The organism is Sphingobacterium rhinopitheci (assembly GCF_022627575.1).
Classification (GTDB): Bacteria; Bacteroidota; Bacteroidia; order Sphingobacteriales; family Sphingobacteriaceae; genus Sphingobacterium; species Sphingobacterium rhinopitheci.
The window spans coordinates 183,984-202,425 of record NZ_JADEYQ010000003.1 but is presented as its reverse complement, the minus strand read 5'-3'; the positions used below and the strand labels follow the sequence as shown (position 1 = coordinate 202,425).

19 protein-coding genes are annotated in these 18,442 nt (G+C 33.2%); 3 read left to right on the top strand and 16 right to left on the bottom strand.

Translation table 11 applies throughout. The annotated features are described in order from the left end of the window. Positions 1 to 4: 4 nt before the first annotated feature. Positions 5 to 1,243 carry an OmpP1/FadL family transporter gene (locus tag IP023_RS05710; RefSeq protein ID WP_241789298.1) on the bottom strand — a complete coding sequence of 413 codons (1,239 nt, stop codon included), beginning with the start codon at positions 1,241 to 1,243 and terminating at the stop codon, positions 5 to 7. A gap of 138 nt (positions 1,244 to 1,381) precedes the next feature. On the opposite strand from IP023_RS05710, the gene tpx reads away from it, so the two are divergent. The 3 genes from tpx (at position 1,382) to IP023_RS05695 (ending at position 4,140) form a co-directional block, all read left to right on the top strand. Then, a complete protein-coding gene (gene tpx, locus IP023_RS05705) occupies positions 1,382 to 1,879 on the top strand; it encodes a thiol peroxidase (RefSeq protein WP_241789297.1) in 498 nt (165 codons plus the stop codon). Positions 1,880 to 1,978: 99 nt separating this feature from the next. Further along, the gene (gene gmd / locus IP023_RS05700) at positions 1,979 to 3,133 is read left to right on the top strand and encodes a GDP-mannose 4,6-dehydratase (RefSeq protein WP_241789296.1); all 1,155 of its coding nucleotides are present in this window, start codon (positions 1,979 to 1,981) and stop codon (positions 3,131 to 3,133) included. A gap of 74 nt (positions 3,134 to 3,207) precedes the next feature. Further along, positions 3,208 to 4,140 (top strand): hypothetical protein, encoded by a 933-nt coding sequence (locus IP023_RS05695; protein WP_241789295.1) that lies wholly within the window; start codon positions 3,208 to 3,210, stop codon positions 4,138 to 4,140. A gap of 292 nt (positions 4,141 to 4,432) precedes the next feature. On the opposite strand, the gene IP023_RS05690 is transcribed toward IP023_RS05695, so the two are convergent. The 15 genes from IP023_RS05690 to IP023_RS05620 form a co-directional block, all read right to left on the bottom strand. Then, entirely contained in the window at positions 4,433 to 5,485 is a 1,053-nt protein-coding gene (locus IP023_RS05690) for a TerC/Alx family metal homeostasis membrane protein (protein ID WP_241789294.1), read from the bottom strand. Position 5,486: 1 nt separating this feature from the next. Further along, the gene (locus IP023_RS05685; RefSeq protein ID WP_241789293.1) at positions 5,487 to 6,458 is read right to left on the bottom strand and encodes a polyprenyl synthetase family protein; all 972 of its coding nucleotides are present in this window, start codon (positions 6,456 to 6,458) and stop codon (positions 5,487 to 5,489) included. Between the two features lie 58 nt (positions 6,459 to 6,516). Next, positions 6,517 to 7,080, bottom strand: coding sequence for a DUF3109 family protein (locus IP023_RS05680; protein ID WP_241789292.1), 564 nt, complete (start codon positions 7,078 to 7,080; stop codon positions 6,517 to 6,519). A gap of 9 nt (positions 7,081 to 7,089) precedes the next feature. Then, positions 7,090 to 7,881, bottom strand: a complete 792-nt coding sequence (locus IP023_RS05675; RefSeq protein WP_241789291.1) for a DUF3108 domain-containing protein — start codon at positions 7,879 to 7,881, stop codon at positions 7,090 to 7,092. A 30-nt stretch (positions 7,882 to 7,911) separates the two neighbouring features. Further along, positions 7,912 to 8,427: a DUF2480 family protein gene (locus IP023_RS05670; protein ID WP_241789290.1), complete on the bottom strand. Its 516-nt coding sequence runs from the start codon at positions 8,425 to 8,427 to the stop codon at positions 7,912 to 7,914. 63 nt (positions 8,428 to 8,490) lie between these two features. Beyond that, the gene (locus IP023_RS05665) at positions 8,491 to 10,605 is read right to left on the bottom strand and encodes a SurA N-terminal domain-containing protein (RefSeq protein WP_241789289.1); all 2,115 of its coding nucleotides are present in this window, start codon (positions 10,603 to 10,605) and stop codon (positions 8,491 to 8,493) included. Between the two features lie 145 nt (positions 10,606 to 10,750). Further along, positions 10,751 to 11,320, bottom strand: coding sequence for an LPS export ABC transporter periplasmic protein LptC (gene lptC / locus IP023_RS05660; protein ID WP_241789288.1), 570 nt, complete (start codon positions 11,318 to 11,320; stop codon positions 10,751 to 10,753). A 41-nt stretch (positions 11,321 to 11,361) separates the two neighbouring features. Beyond that, positions 11,362 to 12,690 carry a porin family protein gene (locus IP023_RS05655; protein WP_241789287.1) on the bottom strand — a complete coding sequence of 443 codons (1,329 nt, stop codon included), beginning with the start codon at positions 12,688 to 12,690 and terminating at the stop codon, positions 11,362 to 11,364. A gap of 149 nt (positions 12,691 to 12,839) precedes the next feature. Then, positions 12,840 to 13,823, bottom strand: a complete 984-nt coding sequence (locus IP023_RS05650) for a DUF6427 family protein (RefSeq protein ID WP_241789286.1) — start codon at positions 13,821 to 13,823, stop codon at positions 12,840 to 12,842. 32 nt (positions 13,824 to 13,855) lie between these two features. Further along, on the bottom strand, positions 13,856 to 14,092 hold the full coding sequence (locus tag IP023_RS05645) for a CcmD family protein (RefSeq protein WP_241789285.1): 237 nt from the start codon (positions 14,090 to 14,092) through the stop codon (positions 13,856 to 13,858). 7 nt (positions 14,093 to 14,099) lie between these two features. Next, a complete protein-coding gene (ccsA, locus tag IP023_RS05640) occupies positions 14,100 to 14,765 on the bottom strand; it encodes a cytochrome c biogenesis protein (protein ID WP_241789284.1) in 666 nt (221 codons plus the stop codon). Between the two features lie 15 nt (positions 14,766 to 14,780). Beyond that, positions 14,781 to 15,440 carry a heme exporter protein CcmB gene (locus IP023_RS05635; RefSeq protein WP_241789283.1) on the bottom strand — a complete coding sequence of 220 codons (660 nt, stop codon included), beginning with the start codon at positions 15,438 to 15,440 and terminating at the stop codon, positions 14,781 to 14,783. 86 nt (positions 15,441 to 15,526) lie between these two features. Beyond that, positions 15,527 to 15,802 (bottom strand): hypothetical protein, encoded by a 276-nt coding sequence (locus IP023_RS05630; RefSeq protein WP_241789282.1) that lies wholly within the window; start codon positions 15,800 to 15,802, stop codon positions 15,527 to 15,529. Positions 15,803 to 15,898: 96 nt separating this feature from the next. Continuing rightward, entirely contained in the window at positions 15,899 to 17,734 is a 1,836-nt protein-coding gene (locus tag IP023_RS05625; protein WP_241789281.1) for an ABC transporter ATP-binding protein, read from the bottom strand. 69 nt (positions 17,735 to 17,803) lie between these two features. After that, positions 17,804 to 18,343 (bottom strand): hypothetical protein, encoded by a 540-nt coding sequence (locus IP023_RS05620; RefSeq protein WP_241789280.1) that lies wholly within the window; start codon positions 18,341 to 18,343, stop codon positions 17,804 to 17,806. Between the last annotated feature and the right edge of the window lie 99 nt (positions 18,344 to 18,442).

Below are 18,442 nucleotides of genomic sequence, written 5' to 3'. Positions count from 1 at the left end.
GTAATTACCACTTATACGTTAATGAGATACCTGGCGCATGGATATTTGTTTTAAATGTTCCATTTAGCCCTGTTATAGAGTTGGTCACTGTTCTTTGCAAAATTCGTTGAAAGGTATATGCTCCATTGATGTCAAATTTGTTGGATAATGCATATGTAAACCCTACAGATGCCATTATGCGATTATTATCTGGCGTTTCAGCATATACAAATTCTGGTTTTACAGGTGTTATGACATAGCCACCACCAGCACGTAATTCTAATTTGTCAGATGGGGTATAATTTACACCTATTTTAGTAGAGAATGCATTGCCATAATTTTTGGGTTGATACGTATCTTCCAATGCATCATCACCAATAACATCGTCTGTGTTGTGTTTATAGTTAAATGTTAATGATTTATATATACTGTAATTAATTAAAGTTCCGTCAGCAACAAAATCTACTTTTTCTGACAATGGGAATGTAATACCTACATTGAAAGAACTTGGTAGTGGTAATTCGGCATCAAATGTTGTCGTTGGGAATGAAGAGGCTAAAGCTGAAGGAACCGTGAACTCAGCATCACCATCTTTTAATTTTGTCACAACTTTTGAACGGTAGCTTAATGATAAAGCAAATTTGTCTTCCAAGTTATAGTGGATACCAACATTATAACCTGTTCCTGTGCCTGTACCACTAAGTTCAGCACGTCCTGGTTGTCCTTGGTCATTGAATGTAGGAATAGAACGGGAAAGACCAACCATACCTATATTATATACAAAACCACCACCAACACTAAAATTATCTGTCAATTTGAAACTTAATGTAGGTTGGATATAAATTGCACGTAGGGATAAGTGATTTAATTCAAACTTACCAGGCCATTCCTGACCCCAATTTACGCCTCCACCAAATGGTGTATATACTCCAATACCTGCTTTCCACCACGTGTTTTTAGGGCCAAAAGTCGCGAATATTGAAAATGGAGGCGAGATTTGAAATTTAGTATTGTATTGTTGGAAAGAGTTCTGTTCTCTAAAAGCTGATCTATACATTATGGCAGATGCTCCTACGGAGATTGCGTTGTTCTCTATTTTGGCTAATGCTCCAGGATTATAGAATATACTTGTTTCATCTACAAATAATGCCGATCCAGCACCGGAAATTCCTAGTGCTTTAATTCCTTGTGTGTTCACTTGTGAACCCTGAGCATGAAGCAACATTGGACTAGCGAATAATAATAATAAAAGTAGTTTCTTCATACACTTTTCTTTATTGTACTTTAGTTAAATACAATGCTAACATAGTATTTTTTTTTGATAAAAAATAATTTTTTGGCTTTTTCTAATAACCATAGTCGTAAAAATTGCCTAACTTAAGGGCACAAAAATATAAATAATATGGATCAAGTGACATTTAAAGGTAGTTCAGTTAAAATAAAAGGTACTTTACCAGCGGTTGGTACCAAGGCTCCTGATTTCAAATTAACAGCAGGGGATTTGTCTACCAAGCAGTTAGCGGATTTCTTAGGGAAAAGAGTGATTTTAAATATTTTTCCAAGTATTGACACAGGCACATGCGCTGCATCTGTTCGTGCATTCAATCAGAAAGCCTCTTCATTAGATAATACAACTGTTGTTTGTATATCTCGTGATTTACCTTTTGCTCAAGGTAGATTTTGTGCCGCAGAAGGTATTGAAAATGTAGTTGTTCTTTCCGAGTATAAAGACTCTTCTTTTTCAGATGCTTATGGTGTAAAATTCATAGATGGACCATTAGAAGGTTTACTAAGTAGAGCTGTGGTTGTATTGAATGAAAATAACGAGATTATTTATACAGAGCAAGTAAGCGAAGTAACCGAAGAACCAAATTATGATGCAGCATTAGCTGTCTTGTAGTTAGAACTAAGAATAGAACTAGATGAATTTATTTTTGAAAGTTTCATTTAGTTCTACTTTCTACGTTAATATTATATTTATTTTGAATAATATTGTACTATGAAAGAGTTAAATCATAAAAAGGTGGCACTAATCACCGGTGTTACAGGGCAAGATGGTGCATATTTGGCTGAATTCTTATTAAGAAAAGGGTATATTGTACATGGTCTTAAGAGACGTAGCTCTTTATTTAATACAGATCGTATAGATCATCTTTATCAAGATCCACATTTAGACAACCGTAACTTTGTTCTTCATTATGGTGATTTGACGGATTCATCAAACATTATTCGTATTATTCAAGAAGTACAACCTGACGAGATATATAATTTAGCAGCCCAATCACATGTTAAAGTAAGTTTTGATATGCCCGAATATACTGCTAATGCTGATGGTTTAGGTACCCTACGTATATTGGATGCGGTACGTTTACTAGGCTTGACAGGGAAAACAAAAATATATCAAGCTTCTACATCGGAACTATATGGTTTAGTACAAGCTGTGCCTCAATCAGAGTCAACACCCTTTTACCCTAGAAGTCCTTATGCTGTAGCAAAAATGTATGCTTATTGGATTACAGTAAACTATCGTGAAGCATATAACATGTTTGCATGTAATGGTATTTTATTTAATCATGAAAGTCCATTACGTGGGGAAACATTCGTAACCCGAAAAATTACCCGTGCTGTATCAAAAATAGCGCTCGGATTACAAAATAAATTGTATTTAGGTAATCTCTCTGCACAGCGTGACTGGGGACATGCCAAAGATTATATTGAAGCTATGTGGCTTATGTTACAGCAGGAGAAGCCTCAAGATTTTGTTATTGCTACAGGTGTTACCACGACTGTACGTGAGTTTGTACGGATGAGTTTTGCAGAGTTAGGTATTGAGGTTGAATTCAGTGGCAAGGGTGAGCATGAGAAGGGGGTTATTATAGATCGTGATGAGGCTAAATTGAAAGCGTTGAATATTGATCCTGATTTTATAAAGATAGGGCAGACTGTTGTTAAAGTAGATGCTCAGTATTTCAGACCTACAGAAGTTGATTTATTAATTGGTGACCCTACTAAAGCGCAAACGTTATTAAATTGGATACCAAAGTATGATTTACCAAAATTAGTTTCTGAAATGGTATTAAGTGATCTTCAATTAATGCGTAAAGAACAATATCTTAAGGATGGCGGGTTTACAACTCTGAACTATTTTGAGTAATTATTGGAATAGTTTTTGTTTAAACATATAATCTATGGGAAATTTGGGAGGGTTATTAATTATGAGTGGGAGAAATGGAAATTAGAGGTACATCAACACAAGATATGAGTAGTGATAATAAAAGAGATAAATCTAAAATTTATTTCTTTTTGATTGCAATATCTGCGCTTCTACTGACCAACGTTTATTTCTTTGTGAAGTTTAAATCTTCAGGTGAAAAGTTGTATACTGTCACACTGCAGAAGGAAGAGCTGCAACGTGAGGTTGATCGCGCTGAGGCGGAGTTAGATAATCTGAAAAGTAGTTATTCAGAAGATTTTCCGGTATTATTTATAGAAGACGAGTTAGCTGTTCGTGAAACTATTAAAGATTTAAGGTTTCAATTGGATGATGTTAATATAAATGATCAGCAGATTCAGACTGCTAAAAGTGCAATCCAAAGGTTGAAAAATCGTGTAATGGAGATTAAAGATGAGACGGTAGAGCTAAGGTTGCAAAATGAAATATTGAGAAAGGAAAATGAAAAACTCAATAGTAAAGTAGAAGAAAAATCATACGAAGTTCAAGCGTTACAATCAGATAATCTTGATTTGAATAAAAAAGTATCTACAGCATCATCGATAAAGGTTTCTAGTATCATGATGAATGGTGTAGAGAAAAATCGTAAAGGTATCTATGAAATTGAAACTCGTGCGAAGCGTATAGATAAGTTACAAATAAAGTTCACTATAGCAGATAATGTACTCGCTAAAGAAGGGCCTAAAGATATCTATATTAGAGTGATTGATCCATTAGGTAATCTTATTGCTAATAGTACTAATTTATTCCATATTCAAGGAGGTAATAAATTGCAGTATACTTTCAAAGAGAATATTGACTTTACAAATAGGGGAGAGGAATATGAATTCCTTTGGAGTGGAGATGAAAAGTTTAAAAAGGGGGCATATACTGTTCTTTTATACGCTGATGGCTCTATTATGGGAAGATCAAGTATTGTTTTGAAGTAATATCAATTTGACAATAAAAAAAGGCTTAAATGTAGATAACATTTAAGCCTTTTTTTATTGTCAATATACTCCTTTTCTTATATTATTAATCCTAGCGGTAAACAATAAATACATATTGAAAGTATTATTGTTTATTATAAATAAGATTAAAATATATATAATCTATAAGGATATTTCTAAAAAGAAACTAAGATAAATTGAGATTTTATGGAGTACCTCATCATGTAGCGAGGACTTATAAAGTATTTATAAATAACAAGGGCTTAAAGTTTTCTTTAAGCCCTTGTATATGTTATTTGCTATAATCTTGTTTCTTTGGAAACATAAGAGATGCAACAATACTTATTAGCAATATTAGTAGAATTATAATAAGAGAATGGGAGGTCGTAAAACCCCAGTCTTTTAACCAACCATGTAGTAACATTTTGGCACCTATAAATACTAAAAGGAATGCTAATCCTACTTTAATGTAATGGAATTTATGAATGATATTCACCAATAGGAAGAACATGGAACGTAATCCCAAAATAGCAAATATGTTAGAGAAAAATACGATATAAGGATCTTTAGTAACAGAGAATATAGCAGGAATAGAATCAACGGCAAATATTAAATCTGTAAATTCAATCACTAATAGAACTAGAAACAATGGTGTCATATAACGTACGCCATTTTCAATAATAAAAAATTTTCCGCTATCTAATTTATGTGTTACTTTAAAATATTTTGAAGCAAGCTTTACTATGGTATGATTTTGTGGATCTACTTCTTCTTCTTGATTACGGTTGCGATACATCATATAACCTGTGTACACTAAGAAAGCACCAAATACATATAATATCCAGCCAAATTTAGCAATTAATGCTGCGCCGATAAATATGAAGATACAACGTAATACTACTGCACCAATAATACCCCAAACTAAAACTTTGTGATAATATCTCTCCGGAATACCAAAGGATGTGAATAATAATACCATGACAAATATATTGTCTACTGATAAGGCATATTCTACGACATAACCTGTCAAATATTCTAGGGTTAGCGCTTTTTTATAGGCTGTTAAGCTCTCTGCTAGATTTAGTTCATTTATTTTTATATCATGAAAATGTAATGCTACAACTTCTTTTAATCTTGTAATATCATGGACATTGTGCAGTTCATTTCCCCATACATACAATAGGGCTCCAAAGCCTAAGGCAAATAGTACCCAAATTGCAGACATTATTGCAGCGGCTTTGAGTGAAATAGGTTTGTCGCTATTACTGAACAACCCTAAATCTATGGCTAACATGAGGATTATAAAAATTATAAATCCTCCTATAAACATCATTTCGTGACTCATATTATTTCTTTCTTTCTGTTGTAAATTTCACTAATTGTTTTAAACCTTCTTTGTACTCGTTGTCAGGGAATTTTTCTAAAATATGGAACGATTCCTGCTGATATTCTAGCATTTTTTCTGTAGCATAACCTAATCCTCCACTGTTTCTAACGAATTGAATTACTTCTTCAACTTTTTTGGGATCTTCGTTATGATTTTTAATGAGATTAATAATATGCCTTTTTTCTGCTGTTGATGTCTGATTAAGTGCATAAATCAAGGGTAAGGTCATTTTCTTCTCCTTGATATCATTCCCTATAGGCTTACCGATATCATCTAAGCCAAAGTCAAATAGATCATCTTTAATTTGAAAGGCAATTCCTACTTTTTCCCCAAAAAGATGCATATTCTCTACTATTTCAGCACTTGCTTGTACAGAAGCGGCGCCTGCAGCACAGCATGATGCAATAAGAGAAGCTGTCTTTTTGCGAATTATTTGGAAGTAAATATCTTCTTTTATATCTAATTTCCTAGCCTTTTCTATTTGTAGTAGCTCACCTTCACTCATCTGCTCGACGGCTTCAGAAACGATCTTTAGAAGGTTATGCTCACTATTATTTACCGACAAAAGGAGACCTTTTGCGAGCAAAAAATCACCCACTAATACAGCTACTTTATTTTTCCATAGTGCATTTATAGAGAAAAAACCTCTTCTCTCGTTGGCATCGTCGACTACATCATCATGGACTAATGATGCGGTATGTAACAACTCAACCAAAGAGGCACCGCGATATGTAGACTCATTAATGGTACCACATAGTCCTGCCGAAAAAAATACAAACATAGGACGCATTTGCTTGCCTTTTTGTTTGTATAGGTACTTTGTGATTATATCCAATAGTGGAACAGAGCTTTGCATAGATTGCTTAAACTTAGCTTCGAAGGTGGATAGCTCTGTAGCTATGGGTTTTTGTATTTCTTTTAAACTTAGCATGTATTATGGTAAAAACCAGGTAAAGTGCATTTTTTGAAATAAAGATAGCAAAAATAGCTTAAATAGATTTAACCGTATTTTCTAACTCCGTATACCATTCTTCGCCATATGTACGAATCAAAGGGTCTTTGAGGAATTTATAAACCGGTACTTGTAATTCCTTACCGAAGGTACAAGCATCTTTACAGATATGCCATCTGTCATAATGCAAAACATCAAATTCGGGATAATTTGTAGTACGGATAGGATAAAGATGACAAGATATTGGTTTTTTCCAATGTATTTCTCCTGCTTCGTAAGCTTTTTCAATAGCACATTTTGTGATGCCATTTTCCCAATTCACATAAGCACATTCTTTATTACCATCAACACAAGTGGTCGTTAGATCACCATCATTATCAAGTACATATTTCCCCTGTTCTTCTATTGCTTGAATTCCCTTCTCTGTCATATAAGGCTTTACTTTTGGATATATTTCTTCCAAAATAGCCTTCTCTGATTCTTTCAATGGTGCTCCAGAATCTCCTTCTATACAACAAATACCTTTACATTTGGATATATTACATACAAAGTCATTATTTAATAAATCTTCATGAACCAAAACATTACCTACCTCAATCATATACTCTTTTTATTTTGAATAGCTTACCCTTTTACCTAATTCATACTTTAATCCTTCAGCAGCCGTTATCTCCATGGTTACAGAACCTATTAGAATTTCAACTTTTGCTTTTACAGGAATACGATTACCGTCATTAGTAACCCAAAGATAGAGTTTACTATCTTTTTTAAAGATTCTTCCTGGTTTTATTTCGGGATTGAATTTTATACAATCAATCATTCCCAAGGCTGTTTTTATTTTTTCTGTACCAGCATAGTATACTTTAAAATCAGCAATTTCATCATTAAGAAAATAAGGTAATTTAAAATAATCACCTATTTTCATGGTTGATAGATCCAAGTTTCTAGAAAAATAATAAGCAGAAACAAGATCAAATATTTGGGGTGTACTACTTTTGAACGTTCCTTTAGCTCCTTTTACAGTACGCGTTTTGTGATCAAACGTAGCATATTCTTTTCTGCGGTAATTATTTTCTTTGATATCTTCTATATACAAATAGGGAAGATAGTTTTTGCCATCTATATAAGAATCATATTGATTCTTTACACTATAAAATATGGAATAACCACTAGAGGTTTGTCCAAATACATCTAAATGAAATATATCTTTGTTGCTAAGTTCTAAATTTGATTTCTTAACAGAAAGAACACCATTTGCCGCAGTAATAAAGCCATATTTCAATTTGTATGATAGCTTCTCTCCAATTTTAAAAGTTGGTTCTTTTAAATAGGGTAAAGATTGTGCATGTGATAGCCCAATACTTAAAATAATAATAAAAAGTATAGTATAAAGTCTCGTCATAATTTTTGCACTATAATGGGTGTTATTACTTCAACTCTTTCTTTTGTAAACAGGTACAGTAGAGCATGGCTCTCCATACATAATGCTTTTACTTACTTGAGTTAATTTATTAGTGAATGAAACGAAGGCTGCCTCGGGAATATAAATATCTCCACAGCCTTTTACAACCACTCTTTGATCTATATATTGGTTATAATCTATTTGATTTATCGCAGCGATAAAAAGTTCCTTCAACGCTTCGCTTTCTGTACCAAAATGTATTGACTTAGCAAATGGTGTTAATTTATTTGCTAATATCATATACGCCCAGGTTGGTACTATCGCATCAGTTGAACACGTGATAGCAACATGTTGATCTTTGTATTGATCCCATGTATGATTTTTTACAAATTCTCGGAAATCTTTCTCTTTTAAGATTAATCCATGGAATAAATTATCTTTAATATCATAAATTACAATTGGTGACTTTGGTGCATAGTTCGCTAGATCCACTGTTATTAGACCGCTTTGTGCTACTTTATTAATGATATTCTCTTGAATCTCCATATGATATAAATAAAAAAGCCGAATACATTTACTGTATTCGGCTATAAAAATAGTTATAAAATCTTAATAAAATCTAATTCGATTGTCATCTATATCAGCATTGTTTTTTAAGGCTTGGAAGATTGAACCCCATGAGCGTTGTTGTCTTCCTTGAAGCATTTGTTTTTGTTGGCTTTTACGCTCAGTTTCAACTAATTCTTTTGGATTTACAAAGCTGTTTACTTGTACTACATAGACACCTTCTGTACCATCTACAGGTTTTGAAGGTTTATTTGGCTGTAAGCCAAATACAGTACCAATCACCGAACTTTCTAAAGCTACACCAGGAATTACTGGATTCGCTAAAACTATATTTTGTACATCAATAGCATTTTTGTTAAGCTTTTGAGCAATTTGATCAATCGTTGATGAACCATTTATTGCGTTGTTCATCTTTTCTTTCAGCATACGTGCTTTAACTAATTTTGTTACAGCGGGCATGATTTCAGCTTTTACTGCTTCTAATGGCTGGATACCTTTAGGATTAATACCTGTTACTTTAGCAATGATAAAGTTGTTCTCAGTTTCATAAATCTTATCTGTAACTTCATTTTTATCAGTCTCAAATATCCATCTTACCAATTCTCTCGGCACTTCTGTTCCATTGATAGCGATATCCATTGCTTGAACATTAGCTGCCGTCTGTAAGTTTAAGTTTTGTTGTTTTGCAATTTCTGCAAAGTTACTTGCTGTAGCTTCGGTAAAGAAATTGTTTGCTTTTGTATAAGCAGCATCTACAGTTTCTTTTCCTGAATTAATAATTTTATCAACGATTGCAACTTTAACAATTTTTGAGTTACCTACTTGCTTACCAATTTTTAAAATATGAACGCCTACTTGAGACTCTGTGACGATTATATCTCCAGTTTTGCTTGTAAATACCGTTTCTTCAAATTTCTCACCCAATTGATTCAACTGTCCTCTAGTGAATATGCCCATCTCTCCAGCATTAGCTTTACTATTAGGATCTTGGCTAAATTCAACTGCTAGTGCTGCAAAATTGCCTCCTGCTAAAATTAAGTTCTTGATAGAGTCAGCTTTTTCTAATGCTTTTGTGACACCACCTTCAGCAGCAGGGTTTAATACGATATGGCTTACTTGAATTGAATCAGGACTGTATTTAGTATCGATCAATTTAGCGATTTCCAGTGCGTTGTTAGATGTGAATGGTCCTACTGTTGTGCCCACAGGAGCGCTAAATAATACAGAATCTAAAGCAGGGCTTAATTGTCCTTTTTTATAGTATGTAACAGGATATTTAGTGTCTGAGTTAGATATTGCGAACAAAGAATCATTTGTAGAAGCGATTAACTCATTTTTTAAAGATAGAATATTCTCCATTGTTGAAGCAGTATCTTTTTGTGTTGCTCCACCGTCAATTACGATATATTCAATAGCACGAGTTTCTTCTAGATTTTTGAATGAATTTTTATGTTTATCATAATATTCTTTATAATCAGCATCTGTCAACTTTATATCAGCACCGTTGATAGAATTGTAGTCTAAAAGTGTGTACTTAAAATTCGCTAATTTATTTTTAGCTGTGTATTCATCTTGCGCTTCTAATGCTGTTACATATATTGAAGCATTCAATAGATTAGAATATTTCTCGGAAAGACGTTGTTGTTTAACACTCTCTAATAATGCTTCCCATTGTCCTTGAATCTCTGGATTACCATTTTTTGATTCTGTAATTACCTGATTTAAGTATGCGCGGTCAAATTGTCCTGTCTGTGGGTTAATAAATGTCTGTGCAATTTGAGCAGAAGGATTCGGCCCAGTTACTAAGTCATTCAATTCAATTTTTCCTACTGTAAACCCAATCTTTTCGATCTCCGAATTTAATAATTCTTTTGATACAAATTGATTCCACACTTGTTGTACAGCGTACATCTTCATTTGTGGCGTTTCAACACCACCCATTTGTTGTTTAATTTGGTTTGATGTTTGCTCTACTTGCATGTTAAAATCTTGGTAGTCAATAGAGTTACCATTAACGCTACCAACTTGATTTTGCTTCTGCATCCACAAAGGTGAACCAGATCTAACGACATCCCCTAGTAGGAATGCAACAATTGCTAAACCTATTACGAAGATTACTAATCCAGCTCGGTTACGCAAATTACCCATTAATCCCATATTCTCGTATTGTATTTAAGTGTTCTTAGTTCTGTAATTGACTATTGTTTAAAAATAAGGCGCAAGATACAATTTTTATAAAAATAAAGTGTATTTTTTTATATTGTATTTCGCACATTTTTTTATTTGTACTGATTGTGTTAGCTTAATTTCCAAACGATGGAAACATACTCGTACTCGATGGGACATAGAAGCCATTCATATTCTCTGCCTTGATATTATTAAAACTATCATCCGAAGTAAAGGAGGTACCTTGAAAATTGCCACGACCATCTTTCATCTCAAAAGTGATAGGCACACTGTTATAATATCTTTTGTTTGCTTGATCATAAAAGAACTCTTCTGTTCTAATTATAGAACCATTAGCCATCGTAATTACTACATTTTTTTTGAATTCTATGATCTGTTCTTTTGCTCGTTGAAGTCCGTAATCTGATTTTATACGCTGGCTTTCTATTCCATTCTTGTCATAAAATATAATCTGAATACCTTTCTGGAATTCATAATTACTATTTTTATTTTGCGTAGTATCGTGATATATTCTCATCTCAGGCCCAGTCATTTGGGCTTTTACAATAGCCGAATCACTATAGATTACTTTTACGTCTTTAGAAATATCTACAGCTTCTTCTTTTTGTATATTCTCTATTTTATTGACTTCATTAATGTCATTCTCACAGCCGAAAAACAGCAATATCCCTATCATGAATGACATGATTAGGGATATTGATTTAATACTTTTATTTATAGTAAACATTAGTCTATAGGTCTTCTCAGAAACCATGAATCATTAATCGTAAATCCTAAGTTAATATTAATATATCGTTCTCTTATTAAATTACTTTTTAAAGTACCTTGTTGACCAAATTCAGCGGATATATTTATTCTTGAAAATGTTCTGCCAAAATTACTCTCTGGAAGTGGGAATCCCAAACCCGCAGTAATTGCCATGTCATTTATATTTTCATTATTATATTTCAGGTGTGTTTTGTTGTATCTAAAACCTAGCCTATAGTCAACAATATTCCAGTAGTTAACTGACGTAGGATCTGGTTTAAGTTGTCCACCAACAGCAAATCCATAGTTCTTTCCTAATCGGGGTTCACCTTCTCTTGTCTGAAAATTGCTCCAATCAGTATATTTAAAGTCTGCACCTACCATCCAGTTATATCCTTTAGATAAAGTAAAACCTACATTGTGCTTTAACGGTAGATTAATTTTTTTGCTAACTCGTTGATTGAATCTGACAGTATCTAATGCTACTCCTTGCATGTCAGGGTCAAACGATGGTTGTGTACGTGTTATAAGTTCTGTCGTAGTGCTATTGACCGTGTTATTTAGACTTCCTGAATAACCTATCGTAAGGTTCATTTTGTTCTTAGCCAACGATTTTGAATATTGAATACCGTAGTCAACAGTCGCTCCTCTTATAAGTCTTGTTTCTTGATATCTACTATTCAACATACTGATATCTGTAGGAAATGATATCGCTGTAATGTCTTTTAATTCTCCGAATATAAAACCAATATTTGCTCCAATACTCAAACCTTTGACAGGTGTTACACCATACCCTACGAATGCTTTGTTGGTACCACCTTCACCGCTTAATGTCTCGATGGATTGTAAGGTGCCGTTCAGTACATTTCTAGTGTCATTATAACCAATATCTGAGTAGGGAAGTAGACCAAATGCCATACCTCCAGCTTTTGCCAATGGAATCCCTATTTCAAAATGTGAAAATGCAAAATCACCTGTTTTAGCTGTAGTATTTCCTTTTTGTAATTGCGTCATATTTGCATACAGACCTGCTTCTAATATAGTTCTTGTAAAAGCAGAGTAACTAGCAGGATTGGCAATATTCAAAATTGGTAAACCAGATTGGTAACGAACACCTGCAGAGATACCGCCCATTGATCTTGTCTGTGGCAATAAATCTTCTCGCATTTGTCCCATACCAAATTGGGAATAAGGAGAATGTGATGTTGTCGTTTGTGCATTTAGGTGTATTGATGACAATACTAAACTTGTCCCTAAGATTAATTTTAAAGTTTTTGCAGCACTTAAAAATTTTGAATTTTTTTGCATATTTTATCTTGATCCGAAATGGATTGATTATAGTTCTTGATTTTAGGCCAATAAATAATTGACATCTTTTCCATACAAAACTATTTAATTTTTAATGAATCCTTAGGATGATTTTGTTAAAAAAGGTTAAACGATTGTAAGTGAGTTTGTTAAATAAGTTGCAGGTATAAAATAGTCCCGATTATTAGTAGATAAAGACTCTCATATAGCCATTTTGTTTTCGCATATGTAAAATAGTAAGCAAGGTAAATCGCTAATGGTGGGGCACAAAGTAAAAAGTGGTTAATATTTATCGTCTCATTCAAATAGAAAGAAGCGATAATTAATACTAACATATAAAAAAGTAACTGGAATGACTTACGTATGTGTACAACACTTCTAAAATACTGATCCTTTAATATTGATAGAAAAAATAATAAACCAATACCAAGAGGAATTAATACAATATAGTCGAGGTAATCTAATGGTAATGAGGTGGGGATAGGGTTGTTGAAAGGTGAAAAGATAGCTTTAAATTCTTCAAATCTATCTAACCAATAATAAACTACACCAATTAAAAAATAAACGTTTAAAAACCCTAAAAGTGGTGTTATCCATTCTCTCCAAATAAATGGTCTGAATATTATTAAGGCAATCCACAAGAGTAGAACCATCACTATAAAAGGGAAGTAAATCAAACTCCCAATTGCCACAATAATTCCTAAGTCAAACATTAATCCTTTTACATCTGTCTGTTTGTAAATATTAAATAATTTACTCAACATCCAGATAGCGATGAAGTTACAAATCAGCGTAGGTGATAATACGAGAAAAGGTAATAATAAACTAACTAATGACATGTACATCAATGCAGTCAGAAAATTAGGCTTATTAAAAAAATTGAAATGACTAATGACCTTATTTAAGAAAAAGGCTTGCAATAGCGTGAGCACCAATGTTACTAAAACATTAGTCGCTGGTGCAAGTCTTATTTCAATAGCAAGGCCTAATAAATTGTGAACTGCTGGTTCAAAAAATACAGGATTTAGCTCTTCAGGTAAATGTAAAAAAACACCAGCACATAGTAAGGTTCCTATCACACATACGAAGAAAATATTCGTAGGTGTAAACTTTCTATGTTGATTTATAATCATTTATTAGGGCTATTTTTTTGTCTTTATTTAGCTTATTTATTTTCTAAATTTTTCACTTTTTTATCTATGATAAAAAGGAAAATATAAATACCTATAACTAATGTTAGTAATACACTTACCACTACCCATATCTTTCCAGAGCTACGTAAACCTGTTGCCATTTCTACTTGATATGCTTGTGTCATTACAGTAGTGACTGTGTCCGACTGCGCAAATACACCTAAAAAACTAATAAGTGATAATACAAGGGATAAACTTATTTTTTTCATTTCTTTATTAATCAATTTTATTTGCTTTGTTCTCTAATAATCTGATTCTATAACGTAAAGTGCTTATCCAAACACCTGTCAAAATCCAACCTACTACTGCTGTATAGAATACAGGACGCATATAATTGTCCATGTCGATCTCACTAAAATTAGAGTTTCCACCAGAACCTGGATGTAGGGAATCCGTCATTTTTGGGAGGATATAAATTAGAACAACTAAAATAGGGAATGCAAATATGTTGTAAACAGCTGATATTCTTGCTCTTTTCTGTTCTTCGTCTAAAGCGTTACGTAATACCAAATATGCTAAATACATTAACGTAGCAATCGCCGATCCGTTTAATTTTGGATCATTTGGCCATGGCGCTCCCCATGTAATATTTGCCCATTGCATACCTGTCAATAAACCTAAAAAACAGAAAATGATTCCTGTGTTTACGGATTCAACAGCTATTAAATCATGCTCTGGTTTACCTGAGCTAAGGTATTTTATGCTGTAGATTACGGATATTAAATAAAGCGTAATCATGGTAAACCACATGGGTACGTGAAAGTATACGTTTCTTATGGTTTCATTTAATATAGGGAGTACGGGTACTGGCCCCATGAAACCTCCAATAACTGATGCTGAAACAAATACAGCAGCTAAGATTTTCCACCAGTTTTTTCTCATGCTAAACTATCTTTTTTAATCTCGCCAAAGGTACGGAAATAACAATAAAGATATTGTAACTGTAATGACATTAATTGCTAGTAGCGTTATAATTTCTCGTTCTGAAGAAGCTCGGTCCAAACCTTTCAGTGCATTTGAAGATAGTTTTAAAAGTAAAATTAACAAGGGTATGATAACGGGGAATGCAAGGATTGCCATAATCGTACTGTTGTTGCCGGTTTTGGAGCTTATCCCTGATACCATAGTGAATACCGTAGCGAAGCTAATGCTGCCTAGTAGTACCGCAAAGAAATAGAGAAGAGGGTCTCCAACGGGGTTTTTGAAGATTATTGAATAGATAACATATGCTACTATTGATAGGAAAACCATCAATATAATGTTGTAAATAATCTTTGATAGTATGATAGCTTTTGGACTAGCTATAGAATAATAATATAGTTGTCTATATTGGCTTTCTTGCACAAAAGATCTACTGATAGCATTGATAGAGGCAAATAATAATATTATCCAAAATAAAGCATTCCATACAAGAGTATCCACAGATTCAAATGCTTGGTAACAAACAAATACTGTGGACACTAAATATAAAACTATGCTATTTATAGCATTTTTTGAACGCCATTCTAATGCTAAATCCTTAGCAACTAATGATTGTACTTGTTTTAAAAGACTCATGTGTATGCAAAGATACATACTTTTGGGTACCTAAACTATAGTGTCTGAAAGTTGAATTTTCTTATATAGTTTGGTATTAGGTATGATTATTTTGCCGCTGAACTAACTGCATCTATTGCTGCTCTTCCTTTGGCTTTTACTTGTGAGGTAATGTCTTCCAGTTCACCTTTTATTTTTTTTGTGATTTTTGAAGACTTCTTACATTCTTTTTTAGTAAAGTCTTTTAGTGATTTGGCAATATCTTTAATTTTTTGGTTATTAAGTGTTTTTTTGCCTTCTTCAGTTCCTAATAAATAATATGCCGTAGCACCTACTGCTAATCCGATTAAAGCGAATGTTATTAAACCATTTTTACTTTTCATATCTAAATAATTTTATATTAGTATATCCATACGTATGGATATACTAATATAAACAAATACTCTCGTAAAAAGTTTGATTTTTAATTGTTTAGATAATTAACTCTCTACTTGTTGTGAAGATTGTAATGTGTACAAATGGTGGTATAAACCTGAGCCTTTTGCTAATAATTCGAAGTGATTGCCAAAATCTGCCACATTACCATTATCTACAACTAAAATGCTATCAGCATTTTTAATCGTCGATAATCTATGGGCAATGATAATAGAAGTTCTATTTTTCATAAGCTCTTCAAGTGCTTCTTGAACTAATCTTTCTGATTCTGAATCTAAAGCTGAGGTAGCTTCATCAAGAATCAATATGGATGGGTCTTTTAATAAGGCACGAGCGATAGCAATTCTTTGACGTTGGCCACCAGAAAGTTTAACACCTCTTTCACCAACAATAGTATCGTATCCATCCGGAAAACTCATGATAAAATCATGTGCATTAGCACGTTTTGCAGCATCAATCACACTGTCTGGCCCTGCTTCTAATTTTCCGTAGTTTATATTTTCACGGATTGTGCCGCCGAATAGAAGAACATCTTGGGGTACTATAGCCACTTGATTACGAATATCTGTCAATGAAATGGAATCAGATGGTATATCATCATAATATATTTTGCCTTCATTAGGGTGGTAAAACTGCAGTATTAGTGAGGCTATCGTCGATTTGCCTGCTCCACTAGGGCCTACAATTGCTATTTTTTGTCCTGCTTCGGCTGTGAAAGAAAGTCCTTTCAATATTTTTATATCTGGTCTCGTAGGATAAGCAAATCTAATGTTGTCAAATGTTAATTTGCCCATCAATGATTTATTGATTGTTTTATTATCTTCACTTATTATGATGTTTTCTGTCTTTTCATGTAAAATCTCTAAAACACGTTCACTAGCACCTAACGCACGTTGGATACTCGCGTATAATTCTGGAAAACTACCCATTGATCCTGCTACAAACATAGAGTATAAAATATAGGTGGTTAAGTCACCAACAGTTATTTCTCCTTGTGATACTAAGTTAGCACCATACCAAATAACAGTGATTACAGCGCCAAATATGCAGAATATAATAAATGAAGCAAATATACCTCTGAAAGTGGCGCCTTTGACTGCTAAGGTTACTACATTATCTAATTTTTTGCTATAACGTTGAGATTCGTAATATTCATTTACAAATGCTTTTACATTCGTAATTCCTAATAATGTTTCTTGAACTATACTGTTAGAATCGGCTAATTGATCTTGTGTTTGTTTAGATAGTTTACGTATGTATTTTCCAAATACAATCGCTGTAACGACTAGGATAGGTAATATGCATAAGTTTAAAAGTGCTAATTTTGGGGATACCCATACCAAAAGAAGTACGCCTAATGACAAACTAATCGTCTGGCGAATTACCTCTGCCAGTGTCGTTGTCATCGTGTCTTGTATTTGTGATAAATCTGAAGACAATCTACTGTTTAATTCACCGACACGTCTATTTGCGAAGAAATCAACAGGGAGGGTGATTAATTTCATGTACGAATCTCTACGGATGTTGGCTAATGATTTTTCGGCAATCTCCACAAAGAGACGGATCCGAAAAAAAGAAATGATAGACATGACAGAAAGAATGGCTAATGATAATCCACCAATATACATGATATTCGATGGTAGCCATGTGTACGTTTGTTTGCCTTGAGAGGCGTCAATCATCGCGCCCAATAATGCAGGGAAGGTTAACATCGTAAGACTTGATAAAATCAAGAATACCATACCAATTATAAATTTTCCTTTATATGGTTTTAAATAAGAAAAAATATGAAGGGCTTTTTTTAGTAGCTCTTTATTTAATTTTGGTTTGGGTAAATCTTCAGAATGAGAATCTCCACTGTTCAGTCTCGGTCTAGCCATTATTCTGTAATCTAATACTATTTGTCTAAGCTACAAATGTAATGATATTGATCTTTATGCATATCAGACTTACGTCAATTTTTTTGGATTTTTCCGTCTGTATAGTCTAAAAAGAATGATTCCTAGCACTAAGAGTAGGAAGCCTAGCACGAAAGATATATTTTTATTGTTATTATCTCCATCTTCTAATACTTCGATCTCAAGTCGTAATTTTTCATTGGTTGCTTGAAGCTTAGATATTGTTTTCATATAAGCAGTGACCTGCTCGTCGTACTTGGAAGCAAGTCGTTGGTATTTTTCCGCTTCATTATCTTTAATCTGTAAAAGTTTTCGTGTTTCAATAAATATTTTGTTATCTGTTTGAACGATGTCTTGCAATATATTTATCGATTTTTGCATATCATTTTTAGACTTTATAAGTCCAAAAAAACCTGTCCTCTCCTCTAAAGAACTAATATATTGGCCAAATCTATTGGCTCTATCATCTAACAGGCTATTAACAGTAGCTCTTTGTTGTTCAAAGGTTAGGGAGTCAATGTTAGCCTTTGTATGATTTGCTGTTATTAATATAAAAAGGGTAGCAATTAAATAATATTTTATGTTTTGCATAGTTTGCGTCTTTTCTTTAATTATGAATCAGACTTCAAGATGTGTGAAATGTTTAATGCAATGGGGGAATATTATTGCCGTTAAGGATATTAAGTACTG

What these genes read in the sequence shown, in the direction of transcription:
- IP023_RS05710 (WP_241789298.1), bottom strand. Translation starts at nt 1,243, where the DNA reads ATGAAGAAACTACTTTTATTATTATTATTCGCTAGTCCAATGTTGCTT.
- tpx (WP_241789297.1), top strand. Translation starts at nt 1,382, where the DNA reads ATGGATCAAGTGACATTTAAAGGTAGTTCAGTTAAAATAAAAGGTACT.
- gmd (WP_241789296.1), top strand. Translation starts at nt 1,979, where the DNA reads ATGAAAGAGTTAAATCATAAAAAGGTGGCACTAATCACCGGTGTTACA.
- IP023_RS05695 (WP_241789295.1), top strand. Translation starts at nt 3,208, where the DNA reads ATGGAAATTAGAGGTACATCAACACAAGATATGAGTAGTGATAATAAA.
- IP023_RS05690 (WP_241789294.1), bottom strand. Translation starts at nt 5,485, where the DNA reads ATGAGTCACGAAATGATGTTTATAGGAGGATTTATAATTTTTATAATC.
- IP023_RS05685 (WP_241789293.1), bottom strand. Translation starts at nt 6,458, where the DNA reads ATGCTAAGTTTAAAAGAAATACAAAAACCCATAGCTACAGAGCTATCC.
- IP023_RS05680 (WP_241789292.1), bottom strand. Translation starts at nt 7,080, where the DNA reads ATGATTGAGGTAGGTAATGTTTTGGTTCATGAAGATTTATTAAATAAT.
- IP023_RS05675 (WP_241789291.1), bottom strand. Translation starts at nt 7,881, where the DNA reads ATGACGAGACTTTATACTATACTTTTTATTATTATTTTAAGTATTGGG.
- IP023_RS05670 (WP_241789290.1), bottom strand. Translation starts at nt 8,427, where the DNA reads ATGGAGATTCAAGAGAATATCATTAATAAAGTAGCACAAAGCGGTCTA.
- IP023_RS05665 (WP_241789289.1), bottom strand. Translation starts at nt 10,605, where the DNA reads ATGGGATTAATGGGTAATTTGCGTAACCGAGCTGGATTAGTAATCTTC.
- lptC (WP_241789288.1), bottom strand. Translation starts at nt 11,320, where the DNA reads ATGTCATTCATGATAGGGATATTGCTGTTTTTCGGCTGTGAGAATGAC.
- IP023_RS05655 (WP_241789287.1), bottom strand. Translation starts at nt 12,690, where the DNA reads ATGCAAAAAAATTCAAAATTTTTAAGTGCTGCAAAAACTTTAAAATTA.
- IP023_RS05650 (WP_241789286.1), bottom strand. Translation starts at nt 13,823, where the DNA reads ATGATTATAAATCAACATAGAAAGTTTACACCTACGAATATTTTCTTC.
- IP023_RS05645 (WP_241789285.1), bottom strand. Translation starts at nt 14,092, where the DNA reads ATGAAAAAAATAAGTTTATCCCTTGTATTATCACTTATTAGTTTTTTA.
- ccsA (WP_241789284.1), bottom strand. Translation starts at nt 14,765, where the DNA reads ATGAGAAAAAACTGGTGGAAAATCTTAGCTGCTGTATTTGTTTCAGCA.
- IP023_RS05635 (WP_241789283.1), bottom strand. Translation starts at nt 15,440, where the DNA reads ATGAGTCTTTTAAAACAAGTACAATCATTAGTTGCTAAGGATTTAGCA.
- IP023_RS05630 (WP_241789282.1), bottom strand. Translation starts at nt 15,802, where the DNA reads ATGAAAAGTAAAAATGGTTTAATAACATTCGCTTTAATCGGATTAGCA.
- IP023_RS05625 (WP_241789281.1), bottom strand. Translation starts at nt 17,734, where the DNA reads ATGGCTAGACCGAGACTGAACAGTGGAGATTCTCATTCTGAAGATTTA.
- IP023_RS05620 (WP_241789280.1), bottom strand. Translation starts at nt 18,343, where the DNA reads ATGCAAAACATAAAATATTATTTAATTGCTACCCTTTTTATATTAATA.